We start from the raw sequence: 22,363 nt of genomic DNA, 5'->3' as shown, positions 1-22,363 counted from the left end.
CCCCATCCCCCCATCCTCTTCTCCCCAACTCCCAACACCTAATTCCCTTCTTCCCACTCAGCACTCAGCACTTTCCACTCAGCACTAAAAAATGTTTGTTGGTTTACACATTCACAGCGATTACAGCTTACTTGATGGGCGCGTCCCAACTCCCGGATCTGGTCGATCGGGCGGTAGAATTGGGAATGCCGGCGATCGCCCTAACCGATCATGGCGTCATGTATGGGGCGATTGAACTGCTGAAAGTTTGCCGCAATAAAGGGGTTAAACCCATTATTGGCAACGAAATGTATGTCATTAACGATGATATTGAAGTTCGCCACAAACGGATTAAACGCTATCACCAAGTTGTTTTAGCCAAAAATACCCAAGGGTATAAGAACCTGGTGAAACTCACCACCATTTCTAACCTCAAAGGGATTCAAGGAACGGGGATCTTTGCGCGTCCTTGTATTAATAAAGAACTGCTGAAACAATATCGAGAAGGCTTAATTGTCACCAGCGCTTGCTTAGGGGGAGAAGTTCCCCAAGCAATTTTACAACGGCGTCCCGATGTGGCGCGGCGGGTGGCCCAGGAATATAAAGATATCTTTGGGGAAGACTATTATTTAGAAATTCAGGATCACGGATCGAAAGAAGACCGGATCGTGAATGTGGAAATTGTTAAAATTGCTCAAGAACTGGGGATTAAAGTCGTTGCAACCAACGATTCCCACTTTATCTCTTGTTATGACGTAGAAGCCCACGATGCGCTACTGTGCATCCAAACTGGGAAACTGATTGTTGAAGATAAGCGCCTGCGCTATAGCGGTACAGAATATCTTAAGTCTGCCGAAGAGATGGCGCAACTATTCCGCGATCACTTACCGGATGAGGTGATTAAAGAGGCGATCGCCAATACGCTAGAAGTGGCGGACAAGGTGGAACCCTATAATATTATGGGTTCTCCCCGCATCCCCGATTACCCCGTCCCCCCCGAACACACCGCAGACACCTATTTAGAGAAACTGGCGTGGGATGGGTTGCTAGAACGACTGGGGAGGCGATCGCGATCGGAAATTGACCCCGTTTATAAAGAACGCATGGAAACCGAACTGAAGGTTCTCCAACAAATGGGATTTTCCACTTACTTTCTAGTGGTTTGGGACTATATTAAATTTGCTAGAGATCGTCAAATTCCAGTCGGGCCCGGACGCGGTTCGGCGGCGGGTTCTTTAGTTGCTTATTGTCTAAAAATTACCAACATTGACCCCGTACATCACGGCTTATTATTTGAGCGATTTCTCAATCCCGAACGGAAATCGATGCCGGATATTGATACCGATTTCTGTATCGAACGTCGGGATGAAATGATTAAATATGTTACCGAAAAATACGGCGAAGATCGCGTCGCCCAAATTATTACCTTTAACCGCATGACTTCAAAAGCCGTCTTAAAAGACGTGGCGCGGGTATTAAATATTCCCTACGGGGACGCCGATCAAATGGCGAAACTCATTCCCGTTGCGCGGGGGAAACCTGCCAAGTTAAAGGTGATGATTTCCGATGAAACACCTGCCCCTGAATTTAAACAAAAATACGAAAGCGATCCTAACGTTCGCCGCTGGGTAGATATGGCGATGCGAATTGAAGGAACGAACAAAACCTTCGGCGTTCATGCGGCGGGTGTAGTAATTGCAGCCGAACCTTTAGACGAAATTGTACCGCTACAAAAGAATAATGACGGGGCAGTTATTACCCAGTATTTCATGGAAGACATTGAATCGATGGGTCTTCTGAAAATGGACTTTTTGGGATTAAAAAACCTCACAATTATTAAAAAAGCCGTCGATTTAATTAAATTAAATCACAACCTAGAACTTGACCCCGATCAAATTCCTCGCGACGAACGCAAGGCATTTCAAATCCTCTCCAAAGGTCAAATTAAAAAGATGCCAGAGGATATCCAAAAAACCTATAAAGTTTTGGAAGCGGGCGATCTAGAAGGCATCTTTCAGCTAGAATCCTCTGGGATGCGCCAAGTGGTGCGCGACCTCAAACCCTCTTGTATTGAAGATATTTCTTCAATTCTAGCCCTTTATCGACCGGGGCCTTTAGATGCCGGTCTAATTCCTAAATTTATTGACCGCAAACACGGGCGCGAGGATATTCAATACGAACATGAAATTCTAGAACCCATTCTGCAAGAAACCTATGCGGTTTTGGTCTATCAAGAACAAATCATGAAATTAGCCCAAGATTTAGCCGGATATTCCTTGGGACAAGCAGATTTGTTAAGGCGGGCAATGGGTAAGAAAAAGCCCGAAGAAATGCAGAAACATCGCGTCCTATTTGTGGATGGGGCAGCGCAAAATGGAATTAGCAAAGCTTTAGCCGATAATCTGTTTGAGCAGATGCTAAAGTTTGCTGAATATTGCTTTAATAAATCCCATTCCACAGCCTATGGATATGTTACCTATCAAACGGCGTATCTCAAGGCAAATTATCCGGTTGAATATATGGCAGCTTTGCTTTCTGCCAATAGCGATAATCAGGATAAAGTCAAAGCTTACCTTAACAATTGTCAAGCCTCAAATATTGAGATAGAAGGGCCAGATATTAATCGGTCGGGTGTAGAATTTACCCCGATCGGGCAAAAGATTCTATTTGGCTTATCGGCGGTGAAAAATGTGGGGGAAAACGCGATCCACTCTATTTTAGAAGCGAGAAAGACCGATGGGCCGTTTCGATCCTTAGCCGATTTGTGCGATCGCGTAGACTTGCGGGCGGTTAACCGTCGTACCCTCGAAACCCTGATCCACTGCGGCGCTTTTGATAAACTCAACCCCAACCGTCGCCAACTGGTTCGCGATCTCCCCTTTGCCATCGACTGGGCGCAAAGTCGGGCAAAAGACCGTGCGGTCGGTCAAATTAACCTGTTTGATATGATGGGGGATACCCACGCTGAGGGTAAACAAAGTAACGCCTTTGAATCTGCCCCCGCTGCACCCCCCGCAGCAGACTATTCTCAACAAGAGAAACTGCAAATCGAGAAAGAACTCCTCGGCTTTTATCTTTCCGATCACCCCTTAAAGTCGCTGCATCGCGCCACTCAGAATATTGGACTTTCCACAGTGAGTTTATCGCGCTTGGCAGAGGTAAACAAACGGACTAAAGTTTGCGCGATCGCCATCCTCACCGAAGTCAAAAAGTAGTAACGAAAAAAGCGGTGAAGAGATGGCCATCTTGAAAATAGAAGATATGGAAACCCAGGCGGATGCTGTGGTTTTCCCGGAAACCTACAAAAGATTGGTAGCCTCATCGAACCGGATGCGCGGTTAATCCTCTGGGGAAAAGTCAGCCAGCGAGAAGACAACTATCAGATCGTCATTGACGATGCAGTCCAGATTGAACCCGATCGCCTCGTTGTTCTGCAACTGAACTACGATCAAGTCAGCGACGCCCAATTCCGCCAACATCTCCTCGTCAGTTTGCAAGAACAATCGGGGGAACCGCGCCAACCCAAAGTCCCCGTCATTGGGATTATTGCGGGACAATCCTCGCGCTATATTATTCGCTTTGGTCATGAATTTTGGGTACAAGACTGCGAAACCACCGTCAACCGCTTAAGCAGTAGCAGCTTTTCGGTGAGTTTGCAGCCTCTTTCCCAGTAGCCTAGACTGCGAGGAAGCGTTGAATCACCTCGTTACTGAGTTCAGTCGTTGAACCCGAAGCGACGATACCGCCCTTTTGCATCGCATAATACCAATCCGCTTGGCGAACAAAATGCAAGTGTTGTTCGACCAACAGCACAGAAATTCCCGTTGTTTCAATAATTCGCCGCACGGCAGCTTCAATTTCTAGAATAATTGAAGGTTGAATGCCTTCAGTGGGTTCGTCCAGAACTAACAGGCGAGGACGACCCATCAACGCCCGCGCGATCGCCAATTGCTGCTGCTGTCCCCCGCTCAAATCGCCTCCCATTCGCCCTAGCATCGTCTTGAGGACGGGGAAAAGCTCAAAAATCTCTTCTGAAACCTCACTGTTACCCCGGCGTCCTTCCGGGCGCGCCTCCATGCCTAAAAGGAGATTTTCCTTAACGCTGAGACGGGGGATGATCTCGCGACCTTGGGGAACGTAACCAATCCCTAGGCGGGCCCGTTGGTCTGGGGTACATTCGGTAATGGGTTTATCGCCTAAAACCACCTGTCCGGTACGGGGTTTGAGCAATCCCATAATCGTCTTGAGGAGAGTGGTTTTTCCCACGCCGTTACGACCAATTAAGCAAACCATTTTGCTACTCGGAACGCTGAGATCCACATCCCGAAGAATATGACTTTCGCCGTAATAGACATTGAGACCCGATACTTGCAGCATCAGTTGAGTCCCTTCAGATGCGATCGCCGGACTTGCTTGTACCATTTTGACGCCTAAAACAACAACAGCTTGAGGAGGCTTTATTCTACCCCTTTTGATGAATAAACCAGAGGAACCCTAGAGATCGTATTAGAATATACCCAATGTCAAAATCAGGGTGCAGCCTGTGCTGCAAATGAGAGCGATCGCCATCAGGCGACCCCCGCAACGTTCCTTCCACTCCATCCTGTCCAAGATCGATTCAGATAACCCGCAAGTTTGGGCTTAAGAGGCAATAATGAGAACGGTCACTTCCTTAGCAGAAGTTGCAACTGATTTAGAAAATCACGCTAATTCTGGGCGGATCAAAAAACTGATTTTTAGCCTTTGTCAAAATCAGTGGGAAAATGACCTGACAAAAATCGAACGAGTTCCCTTTGTAGAACTCGTTCAACAGTTTCGCGAGTTACATTCCAGCTTAGATAAAGCCGATCTAGCTCTCGATCGCATGGTAAAAACCCTGAACAAACCCGCCGAATATGCCTTAGTGGCTCAAGTCATTCTTCAGCATTTTCGTCCCCTGTATCGCATTCTAGAAGAACCCACCCAAATCTTACCGAATGCCACCGACTATTCGCCCGCGCACCAATCTCACCTAACCACCGTTTACGATCCCTTTCGCCTGCGTTTGTCTGTCATGCAATATACAACGCCACTGCGAGCCAAAATCGTCTTATTTTCAGCGCTATATCATCCCTTTGGCTTTCGTTCGCGAGATTGGATCGAACTCAAAAATCTAGAATTAGACTACTTACTGGTTAAGATTTTTCGGGAGTGCGAAAGCGCCAAAGAACTGGAAAAGAAACTGACTCAAGTCTCGCCGGGAGTCCCTGAAAAATCAGAACTTCTCCAAGCTGCCAGCGCCATTGTTCAAGCCTTAACGCCCCTTTATCCAAAACGTCAAATCGCCCTGAATCAAGCCTCGCCCTACTACCAACATCCCACAGAAATTACTCAGTTAATGCCGAGCAACTTAACTGAAGAAATTCTAGCCAATTGGGACGATAGCGACGATGACGAAGAAGCCACTTGTCAATTCTTCATACCTTAAACCGAGAGTTCAACTTCAACTATGGATAGCAACGAACTTTTACAGCGGTATGAAGCAGGCGAAACAAAATTTCCAGGGGCTAGCTTAAGCCGAGCTAATTTGAGCAATGCCGACTTAATTGGAATTAATCTTTATCAAGCAGATTTACAAAATGCCAATTTAGTCTTTGCTTACCTTAACCGCGCCAATCTCAATCGCGCCAACTTAATGGGCGTCAACTTAAGTGGAGCCAACCTTTCCCAAGCTTCTCTAAGTTCAGCTAACCTAAAAGATGCCGATTTACATGGCGCGCTTCTTCCCCAAGCCGATTTACGCAATGCGAATTTAATCTTAGCTAATCTCTTAGATGCTAACCTGATTGAAGCCGATTTAAGAGGAGCAGATTTAAGCGGCGCGAACCTCACAGGAGCTTGTTTGCGAGGCGCTAATTTCCGAGAAGAAAAGCGCTTATACACCTCATCTTTGCGCGGTACTACCTTACGAAAAGCCGACTTACAAGGCGTCAATCTCACGGGTGCTAATTTAGCAAAAGTAGACTTAAGCGGCGCAAATTTAGCAGAAGCAACCCTTCGCAATGTTGACTTACGAGGCGCAAATTTAAACGGTGCAAACTTAAGCGGAGCCTTTTTAACAGAGGCAAACTTAAGCGAAGCAAACTTACAACAAGCCACCCTCGTGAATACTAAAATAGAACGGGGAAATTTGACCAACGCCGACTTACAAGGGGTCAATTTATCGGGTTCTTTGCTTGCCGATGCTAAACTAGTTCGCGCCAACTTAAGCCAAACCAATCTTTACCGAACTCGCCTCACGCGGGGCGATTTAAGCCGAGCGAAATTAGTGGGTGCTAATTTAACAGAAGCGGACTTAATTGAAGCTTATTTAGCGCGAACCGATCTAACCAACGCGAATTTAACAAAAGCCAATTTAGTCCGGGCAGAAATGAGCAGCACCAACTTATTAGGGGCAATTTTACAAGCAACCATCATGCCCGATGGTAGCATTCGGAACTCAGGATAAAGAAGAACGGTTCCGATCGGCTAACGAATGTCTCAAAAGCTTGCTGGTGTAGGGTTTTGTGGTATTCAACCCAGCCTTTAAAAAAGATTTCTCCCAGAAAGCGGTTATCCGCAATTGACTGACTATACTGCTGTAGCGAAACCCAACACAACCCTGACTGCTGTTGGGTTTCGTACCTCAACCCAACCTACGCGAAAGAGGGTGAGTGTCAGTCAACCAGGCGGTTATCCTTTGAAAAGCGCGATCGCCTCCTCATCCCTTGGGTGCAGAAGTTCTAGATGCGCCAAATCGCTACACTGCCCCAGAGTTCTCCTAAAGCGTGGAATCTGACCCCCTCTTGCTCTAAACTGGGAGGGCGATAAATTGTCGGGTCTAGGAAGGAGCGAAGGGATGCGACTCTCACAAATGCTGTTTTATACGTTACGGGAAGATCCAGCAGAAGCCGAAATCCCTAGTCATAAGCTATTAGTTCGGGCGGGGTATATCCGTCGCATTGGTAACGGGATTTACGCCTATTTGCCCTTGATGTGGCGCGTTTTGCAAAAATGTCTCAGATCGTGCGCGAAGAAATGAACGCCACAGGGGCGCAAGAATGCCTGCTCCCCCAACTGCAACCCGCACAACTTTGGCAAGAGTCCGGGCGCTGGGATACTTATACCCAAGCCGAAGGGATTATGTTTGCCCTCACGGATCGCCAGGATCGGGAACTCGGTTTAGGTCCAACGCACGAAGAAGTAATTACCACCATTGCCAAAGAAACGATCCGTTCCTATCGCCAGCTACCCGTTCATCTTTACCAAATTCAAACCAAATTCCGCGATGAAATTCGCCCGCGCTTTGGCTTGATGCGGGGTCGCGAATTTATCATGAAGGATGGCTATTCCTTCCACCCGGATGAAGCCAGTCTCGCCAAGACTTATCAGGATATGGATGGGGCGTATCGCAATATGCTGCGACGTTCCGGCTTGCAGTTCCAAGCGGTACAAGCGGACTCTGGGGCAATTGGCGGCGGCGTGTCTCAAGAGTTTATGGTGCTAGCAGATGCGGGGGAAGATGAAGTTCTTTATACTCCCGATGGACAATACGCGGCGAATGTCGAAAAAGCGCTATCTCTGCCGCCCGATAAGGTTGATTCGCCGTTTAAAGAGTACGAAAGACGGGCAACCCCCGATACAGAAACCATTGATAAGGTTTGCAAGTTTCTCAAATGTTCGCCGACGAATGTTGTAAAAAACGTTCTGTATCAAGTGGTTTACGACAATGGCATGACGGTACTGGTGTTAGTCAGCATTCGCGGCGATCAAGATGTTAATGAGGTAAAACTCTACAATGGCTTGACGGGGTTAGCACCGCAATACAATGCCAAAACGATTTTAGCGCTAGAAGTTCCGGCCGCAGGGTTGCAGCAGGTTTGGGCTACTCGTCCTTTACCGTTGGGATACATGGCTCCGGATTTGGGGGATGATTATATTAGTCCGGCGAAGAATGTGGCCCCGCGCTTTTTACGCATTATCGATCGCACGGCGATGGAATTGGAAAATTTTGTCACTGGGGCGAACGAAACTGGATATCACGTGGTTGGGGCAAATTGGGGTAAAGAGTTTCAACTCCCGCAACACCAGATGGATGTCCGCAAGGCGAAAGCAGGCGATCGCGCTATTCACGATCCCGCCCAAACCCTACAAACCGCTAGAGGCATTGAAGTCGGTCATATCTTCCAACTCGGAACCAAATACTCTCAGGCGATGGGGGCGACTTTTACCACCGAACAAGGGGAAGAACTTCCTTTCTATATGGGTTGTTACGGGGTTGGCGTTTCCCGGTTAGCTCAAGCAGCCGTCGAGCAATCCTACGATAAAGATGGGATTATTTGGCCAGTGGCGATCGCCCCCTACCACGCCATTATCTGCGTTCCCAATATCAGCGACGCCCAACAACTGGAAGTTGCCGAAAAACTCTATACCCAATTAAATGCGGCTGGAGTGGAAACCTTATTAGACGATCGCAACGAACGGGCAGGCGTAAAATTCAAAGACGCCGATCTGATTGGCATCCCCTTTAGAATTGTGACGGGTCGTTCTTTATCCTCTGGCAAAGTTGAAATTGTTCAGCGAATAAACCACGCCGCAGAAGAGGTTGCCATTGAGGAAGTTGTTACTTTCTTAAAGGAACGTATCAATACAGCGCTTCAGGCATAAAAGCGAATATAATAGCCCGTCGAAAATCAATTTTTAGGCGGGCCTATGTCTTCTCCCCTTGCTTCGCCTCAACGAATTTCTTCTATTAGAGAAATTCCCTTTCATCCCGGAATTCCCATTGGCTTCATCGTTTTATTAGCAGCCATTCTCTATTTCTTTCAATTGGATGCTAAAAGCCTGTGGATTGATGAGTTAATTAGTATTGCTGACGCTCAAAACGTCGCGTTTCCTCCAACATTTAGCAAGGGTCGCCTACTTTACTACCTTCTCCTGCGCGGATGGATGCTGCTAGGCCATCATGATGCCTGGTTAAGAAGCTTGTCCGTTCTATTCGCTTTAGGCAGCGTGATTTTAATTTATCATCTGGGCTGCCGTCTATTTCGACCTGCTACAGGGTTAATTGCTGCCCTTTTGTTCGCGCTTTCCCCGACCATTATCAACCACGCCCAAGAAGTTCGCTACTATACCTTAAGTCTGTTTCTCGGACTGGCAGGAAGCCTTTTATTGGTTCGAGCTATCGATCGTCCGGGTGCCATTCAACCGCTGTTAGGGTGGTCAATTTTCAGAATATTAGCGATTGTTACCACCCCCATTAATGCAGCCCTAGCGATCGCAGATGGTGCGATTGTGGTGTGGCATTTTCGGCGCAATAAGAGAGCAATTGGGCGATTTTTGGGAGGGGCGATCGCGATCGCCCTCGGTTCTCTCCCCTCCCTCTACTCCATCCTCAACTCGCGCGGTTCGCATTGGGTAGAGGCTTCCACCCCAGGTTTGAGCCATGTTTTGCGAGAAATTCGCTTTCTCACCGCCTATCCTTTTCCACCGACTCCTCCCTACCAAACCCTGTTTTTTCAAGGATTTATTCTGGTGCTGTGGGGATTAGTTGCGATCGCCCTGTGGTTGCGCCCCCCCGAACCGCGCGTTACCTGGGTTAGCATCTGGGCATTTGTCCCCCTCGGCGCAATCTTTATGCTCTCCCAGGGGAGCCGCTCCTTTTGGGTCACGCGCTACCTTTTGCTCGTCAGTCCCTACTTATTCTTATCGATCGCCATCGCCCTGGAAAAACTGTGGCAGCGTTGGCGCATCTTGGCGTTGGGCGTTTTGTTCGTTTACGCGATCGCCCTCAGCTTAGGACTGCACGCTTATTATACTCGCAGCGATCGTTATATCGGCGTCACTGGAAATTACCGCGATCTGATCCAAACCATCAGCAACCGCGAACAACCCGGCGATCGCATCTTATGGATTTCCAGCCATACCCGACCCCAACTGGCCTTAAACCATTACTATTCAGGAAAAGCCAGCATTAACTACCCGCAACCCCTCCCGCGCGATCGCCTCAACGAAACCGCATTGAGAGCCTGGATCGCCCAACTCCCCTTCTCCCCCTCGCGCACTTGGTTGGTTTACCCCAACAACCGCATCACCCCAGAATTCAGCACCCTACTGGAAAACCAGTTTCAGGTTCAGTTCCATAGGGACTTTAGAAACGCCCATCTCTGGCTGCTTGTCCCTCGAAGTCTACCCCAGAATCGATCTTGAGGGAGGCATTCTTGAGAAAATAAGCCAAACTAGAGTCGAGATAGAGTCTTGCTCCCCACCCATCTTGCAAACATGGCCAAAGTTGAATTAAAGGCGATCGCATTATCTCTCAGGCAAAGAGAACTTATCCTAGGGGTTATCTTGGCTCTAGTGGCTGGCGCGACAGGATACTTACTCGGACGCCCCCTCTTAGGAATTATCTCAGCGATCGGCATATTCACAATGGCGATCGGCTATCAGTATCCCCAACTCAGCTTATGGCTATTTTTGCTATATATGCCCTTTGCGGGGACTGTCACCTATAACCTCGGTCAAGGGCATGGACTGTTTCATCTTGTCAAAGACATCTTCTACTTTCCTGCCCTGATCGGTTTGATCCACATTACCAAAAATACCCGCTCCTTTCGCGCGATCGCCTCCCCTCTAAAATGGCCCCTACTCTTCTTAGGTGCAATCTGCCTGCTGTGCTTCCTATTCACGAATCTACCAGCCCAGATTGTCCTGCAACGCCGCGCCTATCCCCTGCTCATGGGTTTAGTGGGATTTAAAACCCTATTTGGCTACATCCCCTTAATTTTCTGTGCCTATTACCTAATCCGCGATCGCCGCAGCCTCTTATTCTTCACGCGATCGCACACCGTCGTGATTTTAGCGTGCTGTAGTTTAGCCTTTATTCAATACCTAATGCTGATCCACGGCATTTGTCCGGGCAGTCAAAACCTCACCGGAGAACATGCCGTCAGAGCCTCCCTCGGCGCGCGTTGCTTTGTCGGCGGATCGTTACTCTTCAACCCCGAATTATCCTTAATCCGCTTGCCCGGAACCTTCGTCGCCCCTTGGCAATGGGGATGGTTCCTGATCTCCGGCAGCTTTTTAGCCTTCGCGGCAGGGGCTAGCGATCCCAAGCGGTTGTGGCGATGTTTAAGCTTGATTGCGATCGCCCTTTTAGTCGTCATGACCGTGATTTCCGGTCAGCGCACCGCTTTAGGCTTCGTCCCCATGATCTTAGTCTTTTTACAGATTTTCACCACCACCCACAAAAAACTGCAACCCTTTGAACTGGGACTAGCCGTTTTTCTCGTCATCTTACTTCTGAGTAACCTCGACAAAGTTCAACAACAACTCGACAGCTTCATCAACCGCTGGAACGCCTCCCCCCCACCCGCCTTCATGATGGAACAATTCATCTGGGTTATCAATAACCTGAATAGTTGGTTAGGAAACGGGATCGGAACAGCCACCAACTCCTCGCGCTTCTTCGGTTATCCCCGCCTGATTGAAACCTACTATGCTAAAGTTCTGTACGAAATCGGTCCTTTCGGCGTTCTCGGCGTACTCGCCCTAGTTACCACCCTCAGCTACATCACCTTCAAAGCCTACCGTTCCCTACAAGACCCCAACCTGCGGGCTTTAGGACTATGCCTTTGGCTATTTGTCCTGTTTATTAGCTATTTTCCCTACTACTATCCTCTCGATGTCGATCCCGTCGCCGTCTACTACTGGTTCTTCGCAGGCGTCTTGCTCAAACTTCCCCATCTAGAACGGGGGAAGAAGGGAGTTGGGGAAGAAGGGAATTAGGAGTTGGCAATTCCCAATTCCCTCAATAAGCTCTGGGTGTGGAATACTGACTTAAAACTTCCTTGCTGAGGCGAACGAGGGGTTCGGGGCCTTCTACCATGAGTAAATAACGGCCCTGGCGGAGGTGATGGCGATAGATACCTGCTGTACTGCCTTCCCCAAAAAAGCCCATAAGACCGCCAACTACAGCCCCACAGAAGCCACAGACGAGGATTGCGGCTGGAAATAGCGCCCAACTGAGATCGATTGGGGGAACCCACCAAACTTTTAGGGTGAGGATAATCAGAAAGCCTGCGATCGCTCCTAGGCCTCCTGTAGCGATCGCCATGCTGCGAGCTTGACGGAAGGTAATTTGCATCGGTTTGAGCAAACCGACCCATTCCGGAGAATTATAGCCCTTACCCACAATCGCCAAATATTCCGGGGAGATGCCATGTTGTTGCACCAAGCGGTAAGCAGCAAAAGCCGCCTCCGCATCCGGGAGAACTGCGATCGCCAGATGAGAACGACGCTTAAACTTGGTTTTGCGAAAACGGCGCGAGTTCTTCACACCACCCGTCCAACTTACAAGAGTTCAGTCCAGTCTCTTTGAATTCTAGCGCTACTCACTTGTTGACTTGCCAATTCTTAGGCTTGCCTTATCAAATTTTTCATTAAGCAATTGGGTCAAAGAGTGCGATAAGTTAGAACTACTCAGGGCTTGACCCCATTAACGACTCCTTTTACTTTACAACTGCCTATGCCTCCTCGTTGGCCTCGCAAACCCACCCGTAACGACCCCGCCTATCGTCGTTTAGACGATCGCATGAACTTTGCGGTTCATGTGGGTCTTTTTGCTGCAACCAACTCCGGGTTGTGGTTTTTCCAAACGTTACGATCCGCTCATTGGCAATGGTTGATCGCACTAACCTTAAGTTGGATGGGTTTGCTGTTGATTCATGCGATCTATATTTTTGCGATCGCTGACTATCAAAAACAAAGCACTCCCAACTCCTAGATAGAGGATCTCACTAAATTATGACTAACCTAAATGCAACTGAAGCCATTGAAAAACTATCGGCTGAAATTGGCGAAAATATCTACATTGATGTGGCCAAGTGGCATCTGTATCTTCGGGATGCTCACCTACATACCGTCTTAGCAGAACGTCTTTATCCTATGCTGACTAGCAACTCGCTCAATGAAGACGACGTTCTCGGCGTTCTCCAAAGTATTCCAGTCAAACTCGGCGGCGGGAAGCGAGAAATTCCCCTAGCCGATCTCCTTCCCATGCAAGTTCAAGTCAATCTCATGGATTTACTTGAAGAATATCAGCGCCAACTCTAAAGAAAGATTAAAAATCGACAACTGAAAAAATAGAGAACAGGTGGGTCTGAACTCGCCTGCTTTTTTTTAGGGTGCGGAGTTTGATGGACTGAGTTATGCTCAGAAAAATTCGACTCAAATCAGATCTTGCTCCATTCTCAGTCAGACCTGAGAAACTGGGTTTCAACTTGAGCGATTGGCAAGAAACCCGGTTTCTAGCACTGGCGCAAGATGTCAGACTCAACAAACTCTCCTGTCTCTCTCATCCCTCTCTCCATCTCCTGATTCTTTATGAAGTCCTCTTTTGTTCAGCGCCCGTCTGCTGTTCGCAAGCCCCACAAATCTCTATCCCTCAGACCTCTGTTGATCGTTCCGTTTGTCGCCCAAATTTTTCTGGCGGTTGGACTGACAGGTTATCTGTCCTTTCGCAATGGTCAACAAAGCGTCAACGAGGTGGCTTCTCAACTGCGCCGCGAAATTGTTGCCCGCATTCAAGAACGCCTATCTATCTATCTAGCCACTCCCCATTCTATTAACCAGATCAACGCCGATGCGGTTCGCTACGGAACGCTCGATTTAAGCAATTACAACCTGATGATGAGCCATTTTTGGCAGCAAATTCAGGCGTTTGAATTGATGAGTTTGATCTATGTTGGTAACGAGCAAGGAGAATATATTGGTGCGGGCCGCGAAGGAGGGACGATTACGGTTGATTTAGTCAGTGAAAGTACCGGAGGATATTATCATGCTTATCTTCCCGACGCCCAAGGATATCCCGCTCAACTCAGCAATACGTTGAGCCGTCCCTACGATCCTCGGCGGCGTCCGTGGTACATTGCAACTGTTGAGAATCAAAGTCCAATTTGGTCGCCAATTTATACTTATTTCAGTCCGCCAGCGCTGGGAATTACGGCGACTCGTCCGCTTTATAGCGACACGGGAGAACTTTTGGCAATTTTTGCAACGGATCTGTCTTTATCGACCATTAGCCAGTTTCTCAGTACCTTGAAGGTTGGGAAAACTGGACAAAGTTTTATTCTAGAGCGGTCGGGAATTTTAGTGGCGACTTCTACGGCGAATCCTCCCTATCGGTTGAATGAAAAAGGAGAAGCCGAACCTATTACTGGAGATCGAAGCACTAATCCAGTTACGCAAGCAACAACGCGCTATCTTTACGAGCATTTTGGCAGTTTAGAACAGATTCAACAGCCTCAACAATTGGCGTTTAAGTTTAATCAAGAACGGCTATTTTTAGAGGTTTCGCCGATTAGCGATCGCTATGGGATTAACTGGTTGGTGATTGTCGCCATTCCCGAAGCCGATTTTATGGAACAGATCCACGCCAATGCTCGCACAACGATTGGATTATGCTTGCTGACGCTAGGGGTGGCTACAGTTGCCGGAATTGCGATCGCGCGGCGGGTTATTCGTCCAGTTACTCAATTAAACCAGGCTGTTAGTGCGATCGCTCAAGGCGATTTAGAACGGCGCGTTAGCGTTACAGGGATTGATGAATTAGAAACCCTCGGTCAATCTTTTAATCAGATGGCTATTCAGCTACAAACCTCATTTAGCGCTCTAGAAGAGGTCAATCGGGAGTTGGAAAATCGAGTAGAAGAACGCACAACAGAATTGAGGTTAGCTAATCAAGAAATTAGTTCGCTTAACGAGCAATTGAAGGAAGAAAATGTGCGAATGAGTGCGGAGTTAGATGTTGCTCGTAAAATTCAACAAATGATTTTACCCAAGGAACAAGAATTAACGGCTATCCCCGATTTAGAAATTGCTGGCTTTATGGAAGCTGCCAATGAAGTTGGGGGCGATTATTACGATATTCTTCAAGGGGAAAATCAAATTAAAATTGGGATAGGCGATGTTACAGGACATGGACTAGAAAGCGGCGTTTTAATGATTATGGTACAAACCGCAGTTCGCACGCTGCTTGCTGTTAACGAGCGCGATCCGGTTAAAATCTTCAATGCGCTCAATCAAACGATTTACAGAAATGTCCAGCGAATGAATTCTCATAAGAATTTAACGCTTTCTTTGTTAGATTATTGGGAAGGAAATCTGTATTTAAGCGGTCAACATGAAGAAGCCATTGTTGTGCGAAGAAATGGAGAAATTGAGCGCATTGATACGGATGAATTAGGCTTTCCCATTGGTTTAGTCGAAGATATTAGCACCTTTGTGGGTCAACATTCTCTTTACCTAAATCCGGGGGATGGGATTGTTTTATATACGGATGGTGTAACAGAGGCGGAAAATAGCGATCGCGCTCTCTACGGAATCGAACGTTTAATGACCATTATTCAACAAAATTGGTCGCGTTCTTGCTCAGAAATTCGCGCCTCTCTGGTTGAGGATATTCGCCAACATATTGGCGATCATACAATTTATGACGATATTACCTTGGTTGTAGTCAAGCGCCGAGCTTGAATAGGGAATTGGGAATTGGGAGTTAGGAGTTGGGGAAAGAGGGGGGAAGATTCTTGCAATCCTGGGTTTAGCTTAGGATGAGAGAGGCTCAGTTGGTATAAGGATAAGAGCGGTGATTCGAGGAACGACGCGACTTTTAGGGGTAATTGGCTATCCGGTGAAGCATTCGCTATCGCCAGTGATGCATAATGCGGCGATCGCGCATTTGGGGGTAGATTATGTTTATCTGCCGTTTCCCATTCAACCGGAAAGTTTAGAGACTGCGATCGCGGGATTTCAAGCCATCGATCTGGTTGGATTTAGCATTACCATTCCCCATAAACAGGCCATCATACCCCTCTTATCAGAGATTACCCCCATTGCTCAGGCTGTGGGAGCCGTCAACACCGTTTGGCGAACCGAGACGGGGTGGAAAGGAACCAATACAGATGTTGCAGGGTTTGTGGCACCCCTAGCGAGTTTAAACCAAGATTGGACTCAAGCCCGTGCTGTCATTTTAGGGAACGGAGGCGCAGCGCGGGCAGTTGTGGCGGGATGTCTTCAGTTAGGGTTTGCTGAAATTCAGGTTGTTGGGCGAAATTGGCAGAAATTACAGGCATTTCAAGCCAGTTGGGGGGCGCAGATTTTGCAAATTCACCCCTGGGAGAACTTGGCGCAACTCCTCCCCGACGCAAGTTTGTTCGTGAATACCACACCCATCGGGATGCATCCCCATATCGCTGATTCTCCAGTGGAATTGGCAGTTTTGCAAAACTTGCCAAAGGGCGCGATCGCCTACGATTTAATATACACTCCAAAGCCGACCCGATTTTTGCAACAAGCCGCCCAATGTGGCGCAACCCCCATTGATGGATTAGAAATGCTAGTCCAACAAGGAGCAGAAGCATTACAGTTATGGTTAGGGCAACCCGTCCCCGTTGAGGTGATGCGTCAATCTTTAATCGAAGTGCTAGGAGACAAGCTTTCAGCCTGAACCGGGGTTGAGTGCGATCGCCAACACCCCAAATACAATGGATTTACCCCCTAGAGTCTACCCGAACTATGAGCGCTCACATCCTGCTAGTCGAAGATGAACCTAGACTTGCTCGTTTCATTGAGTTAGAACTCGGTTATGAAGGGTACAAAGTGAGCGTAGCCAATGATGGTTTTACCGGGTTAACCCATGCTAGAGAATTGCAACCCGACTTAGCGATCCTTGACTGGATGCTTCCGGGGTTGTCTGGAGTGGAAATTTGCCGGAGGTTGCGGGCGACGGGCGATAAAGTCCCCGTGATTATCTTAACGGCGAAAGATGAGATTGGCGATCGCGTTGCCGGGTTAGATGCTGGGGCGGATGATTACGTGGTTAAACCCTTCAGCATCGAAGAACTCTTAGCCAGAGTGCGGGCGCATTTGCGACGCACCCAAGATGAAGAGTCAGAAACCCTCCAATTTATAGATATTGTCTTAAATCGGCGTACCCGACAAGTGCATCGGCGCGATCGCCCCATCGATCTTACCGCCAAAGAATTCGACTTACTTGAATATCTCATGGCCCATCCCCAACAGGTCTTAACCCGCGACCAAATTTTAGAGAAAGTTTGGGGATACGATTTTATGGGCGATTCTAATATTATTGAAGTCTATATTCGCTATCTGCGGCTGAAACTGGAAGCCCAGGAAGAAAAACGCCTGATTCAAACCGTGCGCGGCGTGGGTTACGTATTGCGAGAATCTTAAATGCACAGTTCCAGCAACTTAACCTGGCTATCTCGTCCTTCTACCGCCAAAGCCCCAGCATAATTCTCCCCCAGATTTAAAGCCTGGAGCAACCACCGATCCGGACTATCTCCGACAGTGCTGAGTAACTGGGCGGGTTCTGTGGGCAAAAGCGATACTGTAAACTGATTGAGGGGTAGAGAAAGTCCTTTACCCGTTGCTTTAATATAAGCTTCCTTGCACGTCCAACCCCAGAAAAAAGCCAAACACCGCATTTCTGGCGGAAGTTGGCGCAACATTGCAAACTCTTGGGGTGCAAAAAACTTCTGAGCAATCTCCAAATCGGGAAAGTCCGTGCGGATAGATTCTACATCAATCCCCACAGCGCGGTCGCGCGTTACGGCGTAGAGAATTAATCCGGGCGAGTGCGATACATTAAAACAGACCGCAGGCGGTTCTAATTCCGGCTTGCCAAATTCACCATAACGAAAACATAGATCCGCAGCCGCCTGACCCGTATAATAACTCAGAAGCACCCGCAGCAAACCGCGAGCCAGAATAAAGCGATCGCGATCGGTTTCAAACCGAAACTTTGCGGCCCGCTCTCGCTCCTCTAAACTCAGGATCGCCTGCAAGCGTTCAAGCGGAAAGGTTTGTTGCCCTTCAAAAACTCGCCAAACCTGCACCTCATTCTCTGCTAAGGTAAACCTTTGGTCGGGATACTCCGTTAAAATCACCGGACAGCGCAACCATCCCTCTAGAGAAGCAACCATTCTCCTTCCCCTCAACCCAGAACTTGCTCTAATAGATCGGAGATTTTTCGCAATACCAGCGCTTGATGAGCGTGTAAGAAGAAATGATCGCCTGGAAACATTTGGAGTGTAAAGGCTTGAGTCGTTTGTTGTCGCCAAGCTTCCAAATCTTCCGGCTTTACCTTCCAATCTTGCAAACCGCCAAAGGCAAAAATCGGACAATCTAGGGGGGGTTCTGGTTGATAGCGATAGGTTTCTACCACAGAAAAATCAGCCCGCAGGGTTGGTAATAACAGTTGCATCAACTCCGCATTTTGCAAGACGGCTTCCGGCGTACCATTATAACGACGCAGCTCTTGCAGCAATTGATCATCTGGTAGAGCGTGTAGCGGCGGATCGAGATCCGGGAGTTGCGGGGCGCGATGACCCGATAGCAATAAGTATAGGGGAAGGCGATCGCCTTTTCGACGCAGCGATCGCGCTAGCTCAAAACCCACCAACGCCCCCATACTATGCCCCAAAAACGCAAAAGGCTTCGTGCAGTGGGGAACCAGCGCCACCGACAGCGCTTCAATCAGGGGTTGTAACTGTGCAAACGGCTGCTCAAACAACCGCGCCCCCCTTCCGGGGAGTTCTATCGGGCAAACCTCCACCTCAAAGGGCAAAGCATCCGACCAATTGCGGAAGCTAACCGCGCCCCCTCCAGCATAATGGAAGCAGAATAGGCGCAACTTTGCTCTGGGATTGGGTTGGGGGTAGGTAATCCAAGATTTAGACTGAGAACTCACGTTAAACATGGGGATGAAACGGACAACCTCGAACAGCTTGATGATTGGGATCGATCAGTTGGGTACGATTGCGCGTAAATTTATCTAATACATTAACTGCCGTACTTTTCTCACAACGCAAGCTGCCAATTTCCTCTCCTCCAAATTTCTGACAAACCGAGCGATGGGCTTCAGTTAGGCTGAAATAGGCTTGCACAAAGCGTTGGTGCTGCGGTTGCAAAGTCGCCGGAAGCGTTTTAAAAACAGGGCGCAACTTTTTCCACAACTCTACCAAAGCCGCATGATCCCACGACATCAAACCGCTAAAGTCATTAGATTGGACGTTGGGAGGACTCATACTAGGGCGGATCTGTTGTTCATACGCTTGTCGGCTCACGCTTCCCGCTAGGTGCATTAAAGCACCAGAAGCCAGCATTAACTCAGTTGCCGTTTCGAGTTCCGTTTGGGCTTGCATCAAGTTCCCCAGGGATAAATAACGCTCAAACCGTCGCAAACTGACAATTAAGCCTTGGGTATTCACAAAAAACAGCCAGTGAAACCCCTGCCAAATTTGCTGGGGATCGAGAGTTGCGATCGCTATTTTTGCATTGACTTGAGTCATGACCGGTTCTCTAAAGATAAGTTAAAAACGCGTGCGAGTAGGAACGCATGACTTTTCATCCCGGCTTTTAACCGTTCGGTTTGGGTTAAGTCAAACGGTTCGCTATCGCACTGAAGTTTCAGAAAAATTTGATAAGTCATCAGCAGACTCCACACTACGCAGGTTGGAGATTCTGAAGATTGGACATGGCTGACGTTGAAATAGTTATCAAAATCTGACACTTCCCAAGGCTTCAGCGGCGTTTGCGTCGAAGGGATGGGTGCGGGTTGAAGGGTACCCAGATCTAAACTCGCCAGTTCCCGATCGAGAGCGGCGAGGGCAATGCGATTCTCGCAGGGATCGCTTCGCGAATCGCAGTTTTGGTCTAGAATTTGTAAAAACTGTTGAAGGGTTTGACCGAGTTTGACCCGATCCGTTTCATTCAACGGTTGCTCGATGGGTAAGTCCCAAGGTGCTAGCAAGTAAAGTCGATTGGGAAAAGGATTTTGGGTCATCGGCGGGCAAAATGAAGTTGGGCGTTGGTGGGTTGATAGCCCTGTTGACCTATCAAAATGAGTGGGGTTGAATTAACTTAAGGGAGGCGGAAAAAATTCGGCTTCCTGCAAGTCGCGAATCCCATTTTTCATCGCTTGCAGAACCGCTTGAATATCCGCATCGCTATGAGCGGTCGAAAAGAAACCGCCGCCTTCTCCGCGCAGTAAAATACCTTGATGGAATAAGCTGTAGCGCAATAGGTTTAACCCCGCCATGAAGGGCATCATTTCCGATGGGGGAACATCGGGGAAAACTGGACCGAAGAATGAGCCAGCATTGGCCATCCGCACAGGAAGCTGACAGGCTTCTAGGTGATGGTTGAGTTCGGTGACGTAAGCGGCGGTGCGCTGGTTGAGTTGCTCTTGTAGGGAGGGGCCTTGCTGTTTAAGATAGTGGAGGACGGCCCGTGCAGCAGCGATCGCTAAGGGGTGTTTGCAGTGGGTTCCCGCAAAGAAGGTTCTTTCTACCTGGGGAAAGGAATCATCGCCATAATCCCACATTCCCCCGTCAATGCGATCGAGATATTCTGCTTGACCTGCAATGACGCCAATGGGCATCCCGCCGCCTACCACTTTACCATAGGTGGCGATATCGGCTTTGACACCAAACCAAGCCTGCGCGCCGCCTAAATGCAGGCGAAACCCCGTCACCATCTCATCAAAAATTAAAACAATTCCCGTGGCTTGCGTCAGGGTTCTCAGTTCTTGAAGAAAGGCTTTCGGCTGTAAATTCGGGTGGCGGCTTTGGATGGGTTCGACTAAAACCGCTGCAATTTCGGTTTGATGGGTTTGAATGACTTCTAAAGATTGGGGATTGCCATACTCTAAAACTAGGATATCTTGAACCAGACTGGAGGGAATCCCAGGGACGAAGGGTTCCGCTGAGTGGTTTGCACCCGGTTTGACTAAAACGCTATCAAAATGACCGTGATAGGAACCGGAAAAGACTACAATTTTAGGGCGTTTTGTTGCTGCCCTTGCAAGGCGAATGGCACTCATAACGGCTTCGGTTCCGGTATTGCTAAAAGCAACCCGTTCCATGCCTGTTAATTCGCAAATTAATTCGGCAACTTCCCCCACTTGTTCGGCTTGCGGGCCGAGGGGAATTCCTTTTTCCAATTGTTGGGCGATCGCGTCTTTAATAAAAGGGGGATTGTGTCCCAAAAGATTCGCCCCAAATCCCATCATAATATCGATGTATTCGTTATTATCGACATCCCAGACTCGCGAACCTTGGGCTTGTTTTGCCACAATTAAATAGCACAATTCTTTAATTGGCATTTCAAACCAATCTGGAACGCGCGGATCGGCTAAGACGGCGCGACATTCCTGAGTCATTTTTTTGGAATTTTGAGTCGCTGTGTATAGCGGGCAATGAATTCTTGAAGATATTGTTGTCTTAAATCAGGGGTTGTCTTAGTAAGCATCTTTAAGGAATCCTGTCAAGCCAAGTATGTTACTTTTGGGTCTGTTTGTGTTACTGCAAAACTTTATCTCTAACTCCTCACTCTAGAGTAAGGCGAGTTAGAAATTAGTTAAGCTTGTTTAGAATCGCGATAGAAAATTAAAGGTTCTTTTTCTTGCGCTTGGAATTGGGTTGTTTCTGAAAAAGAAGGCTTGCAAGCCATAAAATAGGCATAGCGTTTTTCTGGAGACTTTGAGAGTTTTCCGGTAGGCTTATAAACTTGGACTTGCGTAAATCCTACAGCTTCTAGAGCAGCCTGTACTTCTTGCTGGGCATAAGGTTTTACGGAAAAAGTTAGATCTGAGCGCTGCCAATCTTTCTCGACCCAATTTAATAAAATTGAGGGTTTGAGATAGCGGAGAACAGCGTTGAAAATAGAGCGCTTAATTTGCTGCGATCGCGAATGAGTTTGAGCAGAAGAAGACGGGCTTTGAGGTTGGAACATAGTAATTGTAAACGTTCCCTTTTTTTGGAGAGGATCGTAAGTTTCACCAACCATCCAAGCATAATCTTCTTTCAGTTCGCCATCATTCACCGGAATGTTACGATATCGCTTTTCTAAGCCTAAGTCAAATAGAAATAGTCCGTTAGGCTTCAGCGCATTAAACACATTCTGAAAGACTTGCTGAAGCTCTTCTAAACTCAAAATGTGATTCAATCCCGAATCTGTTGAAAGCACCGCATCAAATTGAGTCTCAAAGTGAAAATTACGGGCATCTTCTAAGACAAAAGTGACTTGCGGGGCATTCTCGCGGGCATAGTGCAACATTTGCTCCGAACCATCTAACCCCGTGACTTGATATCCTCGTTGGGTGAGTTGGTGAGAAAGCTGTCCCGTACCGCAGCAGAGGTCGAGAATTTTAGCCGATTTAGGAATAGCAGGAAACAGCACCTTTTCCAAACAAGGCATAAATCGTTGATAGGCGAGTTGGGCTTCTGATTGGTTATAAAGCCACGCCCAAGGATCGTAATCGGTATAGCGATTGATTGAAGACATT

17 protein-coding genes and 2 pseudogenes are annotated in these 22,363 nt (G+C 48.0%); 11 read left to right on the top strand and 8 right to left on the bottom strand.

Annotated features, from left to right (window positions below; genetic code table 11):
- Window positions 1–91 precede the first annotated feature (91 nt).
- Window positions 92–3,653, top strand: a pseudogene (locus tag QQ055_RS08970) (DNA polymerase III subunit alpha).
- A 1-nt stretch (window position 3,654) separates the two neighbouring features.
- Here QQ055_RS08970 and urtE read toward each other — a convergent pair.
- Window positions 3,655–4,401, bottom strand: a complete 747-nt coding sequence (urtE, locus tag QQ055_RS08965) for an urea ABC transporter ATP-binding subunit UrtE (protein WP_432806010.1) — start codon at window positions 4,399–4,401, stop codon at window positions 3,655–3,657.
- Between the two features lie 232 nt (window positions 4,402–4,633).
- On the opposite strand from urtE, the gene QQ055_RS08960 reads away from it, so the two are divergent.
- The 5 genes and pseudogenes from QQ055_RS08960 (at window position 4,634) to QQ055_RS08940 (ending at window position 11,784) form a co-directional block, all read left to right on the top strand.
- The gene (locus tag QQ055_RS08960) at window positions 4,634–5,446 is read left to right on the top strand and encodes a hypothetical protein (protein ID WP_284476016.1); all 813 of its coding nucleotides are present in this window, start codon (window positions 4,634–4,636) and stop codon (window positions 5,444–5,446) included.
- A gap of 21 nt (window positions 5,447–5,467) precedes the next feature.
- Complete coding sequence (locus QQ055_RS08955) at window positions 5,468–6,466, top strand: pentapeptide repeat-containing protein (protein ID WP_284476015.1); 999 nt, start codon at window positions 5,468–5,470, stop codon at window positions 6,464–6,466.
- Window positions 6,467–6,856: 390 nt separating this feature from the next.
- Window positions 6,857–8,664: pseudogene (proS, locus tag QQ055_RS08950) on the top strand (proline--tRNA ligase).
- A 45-nt stretch (window positions 8,665–8,709) separates the two neighbouring features.
- The gene (locus QQ055_RS08945; protein WP_284476013.1) at window positions 8,710–10,206 is read left to right on the top strand and encodes a glycosyltransferase family 39 protein; all 1,497 of its coding nucleotides are present in this window, start codon (window positions 8,710–8,712) and stop codon (window positions 10,204–10,206) included.
- Between the two features lie 72 nt (window positions 10,207–10,278).
- Window positions 10,279–11,784: a hypothetical protein gene (locus QQ055_RS08940; protein WP_284476012.1), complete on the top strand. Its 1,506-nt coding sequence runs from the start codon at window positions 10,279–10,281 to the stop codon at window positions 11,782–11,784.
- 22 nt (window positions 11,785–11,806) lie between these two features.
- On the opposite strand, the gene QQ055_RS08935 is transcribed toward QQ055_RS08940, so the two are convergent.
- Window positions 11,807–12,334: a hypothetical protein gene (locus QQ055_RS08935; protein ID WP_069965252.1), complete on the bottom strand. Its 528-nt coding sequence runs from the start codon at window positions 12,332–12,334 to the stop codon at window positions 11,807–11,809.
- A gap of 189 nt (window positions 12,335–12,523) precedes the next feature.
- On the opposite strand from QQ055_RS08935, the gene QQ055_RS08930 reads away from it, so the two are divergent.
- The 5 genes from QQ055_RS08930 to QQ055_RS08910 all read left to right on the top strand — a co-directional run bounded on the left by QQ055_RS08930 (window position 12,524) and on the right by QQ055_RS08910 (window position 17,247).
- Window positions 12,524–12,781: a 2TM domain-containing protein gene (locus QQ055_RS08930; RefSeq protein ID WP_283358227.1), complete on the top strand. Its 258-nt coding sequence runs from the start codon at window positions 12,524–12,526 to the stop codon at window positions 12,779–12,781.
- Between the two features lie 20 nt (window positions 12,782–12,801).
- A complete protein-coding gene (locus QQ055_RS08925) occupies window positions 12,802–13,110 on the top strand; it encodes a DUF3181 family protein (RefSeq protein ID WP_283358226.1) in 309 nt (102 codons plus the stop codon).
- Window positions 13,111–13,380: 270 nt separating this feature from the next.
- On the top strand, window positions 13,381–15,528 hold the full coding sequence (locus tag QQ055_RS08920) for a SpoIIE family protein phosphatase (RefSeq protein ID WP_284476011.1): 2,148 nt from the start codon (window positions 13,381–13,383) through the stop codon (window positions 15,526–15,528).
- 112 nt (window positions 15,529–15,640) lie between these two features.
- Complete coding sequence (locus tag QQ055_RS08915; protein ID WP_286004592.1) at window positions 15,641–16,501, top strand: shikimate dehydrogenase; 861 nt, start codon at window positions 15,641–15,643, stop codon at window positions 16,499–16,501.
- A 68-nt stretch (window positions 16,502–16,569) separates the two neighbouring features.
- Window positions 16,570–17,247: a response regulator transcription factor gene (locus QQ055_RS08910; RefSeq protein ID WP_284476010.1), complete on the top strand. Its 678-nt coding sequence runs from the start codon at window positions 16,570–16,572 to the stop codon at window positions 17,245–17,247.
- Here QQ055_RS08910 and QQ055_RS08905 read toward each other — a convergent pair.
- The 6 genes from QQ055_RS08905 to QQ055_RS08880 all read right to left on the bottom strand — a co-directional run bounded on the left by QQ055_RS08905 (window position 17,244) and on the right by QQ055_RS08880 (window position 22,362).
- Window positions 17,244–17,999 (bottom strand): 4'-phosphopantetheinyl transferase family protein, encoded by a 756-nt coding sequence (locus QQ055_RS08905; RefSeq protein WP_284476009.1) that lies wholly within the window; start codon window positions 17,997–17,999, stop codon window positions 17,244–17,246. The genes QQ055_RS08910 and QQ055_RS08905 overlap by 4 nt on opposite strands.
- Window positions 18,000–18,010: 11 nt before the next feature.
- Window positions 18,011–18,775 (bottom strand): thioesterase II family protein, encoded by a 765-nt coding sequence (locus tag QQ055_RS08900; protein ID WP_286004591.1) that lies wholly within the window; start codon window positions 18,773–18,775, stop codon window positions 18,011–18,013.
- Window positions 18,768–19,367, bottom strand: coding sequence for a 3-methyl-L-tyrosine peroxygenase-related protein (locus tag QQ055_RS08895; protein ID WP_284476007.1), 600 nt, complete (start codon window positions 19,365–19,367; stop codon window positions 18,768–18,770). The genes QQ055_RS08900 and QQ055_RS08895 overlap by 8 nt, the downstream gene beginning before the upstream one ends.
- The gene (locus QQ055_RS08890; protein ID WP_284476006.1) at window positions 19,364–19,861 is read right to left on the bottom strand and encodes a hypothetical protein; all 498 of its coding nucleotides are present in this window, start codon (window positions 19,859–19,861) and stop codon (window positions 19,364–19,366) included. Before QQ055_RS08890 ends, QQ055_RS08895 begins: the two co-directional genes overlap by 4 nt.
- Before the next feature lie 72 nt (window positions 19,862–19,933).
- A complete protein-coding gene (locus QQ055_RS08885) occupies window positions 19,934–21,238 on the bottom strand; it encodes an aspartate aminotransferase family protein (protein WP_286004590.1) in 1,305 nt (434 codons plus the stop codon).
- 197 nt (window positions 21,239–21,435) lie between these two features.
- Window positions 21,436–22,362 (bottom strand): class I SAM-dependent DNA methyltransferase, encoded by a 927-nt coding sequence (locus QQ055_RS08880; RefSeq protein WP_284476004.1) that lies wholly within the window; start codon window positions 22,360–22,362, stop codon window positions 21,436–21,438.
- Between the last annotated feature and the right edge of the window lies 1 nt (window position 22,363).

The sequence above is a fragment of the Geitlerinema calcuttense NRMC-F 0142 genome, from assembly GCF_030285425.1.
This window is presented reverse-complemented; position numbering and strand designations above follow the sequence as displayed.